The 1,737-nt window shown below is 48.6% G+C and carries 1 tRNA gene and 1 rRNA gene; both read left to right on the top strand.

What is annotated here, in order from left to right:
• Positions 1 to 8 precede the first annotated feature (8 nt).
• A 16S ribosomal RNA gene (locus IRZ99_RS21080) occupies positions 9 to 1,522 on the top strand.
• A 123-nt stretch (positions 1,523 to 1,645) separates the two neighbouring features.
• Positions 1,646 to 1,719, top strand: a tRNA-Ile gene (locus IRZ99_RS21075).
• The last annotated feature ends 18 nt before the right edge of the window (positions 1,720 to 1,737 follow it).

Here is a 1,737-nt window from a genome sequence, read left to right as displayed (position 1 = left end):
AACAATATACGATGAAGAGTTTGATCCTGGCTCAGGATGAACGCTAGCGGCAGGCTTAACACATGCAAGTCGAGGGGTATAGTTCTTCGGAACTAGAGACCGGCGCACGGGTGCGTAACGCGTATGCAATCTACCTTTTACAGAGGGATAGCCCAGAGAAATTTGGATTAATACCTCATAGTATAATGACTCGGCATCGAGATATTATTAAAGTCACAACGGTAAAAGATGAGCATGCGTCCCATTAGCTAGTTGGTAAGGTAACGGCTTACCAAGGCTACGATGGGTAGGGGTCCTGAGAGGGAGATCCCCCACACTGGTACTGAGACACGGACCAGACTCCTACGGGAGGCAGCAGTGAGGAATATTGGACAATGGGCGCAAGCCTGATCCAGCCATGCCGCGTGCAGGATGACGGTCCTATGGATTGTAAACTGCTTTTATACGAGAAGAAACACTCCGACGTGTCGGAGCTTGACGGTATCGTAAGAATAAGGATCGGCTAACTCCGTGCCAGCAGCCGCGGTAATACGGAGGATCCAAGCGTTATCCGGAATCATTGGGTTTAAAGGGTCCGTAGGCGGTTTAGTAAGTCAGTGGTGAAAGCCCATCGCTCAACGGTGGAACGGCCATTGATACTGCTGAACTTGAATTATTAGGAAGTAACTAGAATATGTAGTGTAGCGGTGAAATGCTTAGAGATTACATGGAATACCAATTGCGAAGGCAGGTTACTACTAATGGATTGACGCTGATGGACGAAAGCGTGGGTAGCGAACAGGATTAGATACCCTGGTAGTCCACGCCGTAAACGATGGATACTAGCTGTTGGAAGCAATTTCAGTGGCTAAGCGAAAGTGATAAGTATCCCACCTGGGGAGTACGTTCGCAAGAATGAAACTCAAAGGAATTGACGGGGGCCCGCACAAGCGGTGGAGCATGTGGTTTAATTCGATGATACGCGAGGAACCTTACCAAGGCTTAAATGTAGATTGACCGTTTTGGAAACAGAACTTTCGCAAGACAATTTACAAGGTGCTGCATGGTTGTCGTCAGCTCGTGCCGTGAGGTGTCAGGTTAAGTCCTATAACGAGCGCAACCCCTGTTGTTAGTTGCCAGCGAGTCAAGTCGGGAACTCTAACAAGACTGCCAGTGCAAACTGTGAGGAAGGTGGGGATGACGTCAAATCATCACGGCCCTTACGCCTTGGGCTACACACGTGCTACAATGGCCGGTACAGAGAGCAGCCACTGGGCGACCAGGAGCGAATCTATAAAACCGGTCACAGTTCGGATCGGAGTCTGCAACTCGACTCCGTGAAGCTGGAATCGCTAGTAATCGGATATCAGCCATGATCCGGTGAATACGTTCCCGGGCCTTGTACACACCGCCCGTCAAGCCATGGAAGCTGGGGGTGCCTGAAGTCGGTGACCGCAAGGAGCTGCCTAGGGTAAAACTGGTAACTAGGGCTAAGTCGTAACAAGGTAGCCGTACCGGAAGGTGCGGCTGGAACACCTCCTTTCTAGAGCCCCAATTGTTAGTAGTAATACACGATGGGGAAAAAAGAAGAAGCTCTATAGGATTATAATTTTAAGACTATTTTACTCTTGCTGTTAGTTCAAATAATAAATTTTAAGTAAAACAGAGTCTCGTAGCTCAGCTGGTTAGAGTACTACACTGATAATGTAGGGGTCGGCAGTTCGAGTCTGCCCGGGACTACTATTTAACTTAAAAAAA

This window comes from Flavobacterium sp. LC2016-12, assembly GCF_015351595.1.
Classification (GTDB): domain Bacteria; phylum Bacteroidota; class Bacteroidia; order Flavobacteriales; family Flavobacteriaceae; genus Flavobacterium.
The sequence above is the reverse complement of the archived record's forward strand: the minus strand, read 5'-3'. Positions and strand labels throughout refer to the sequence as shown.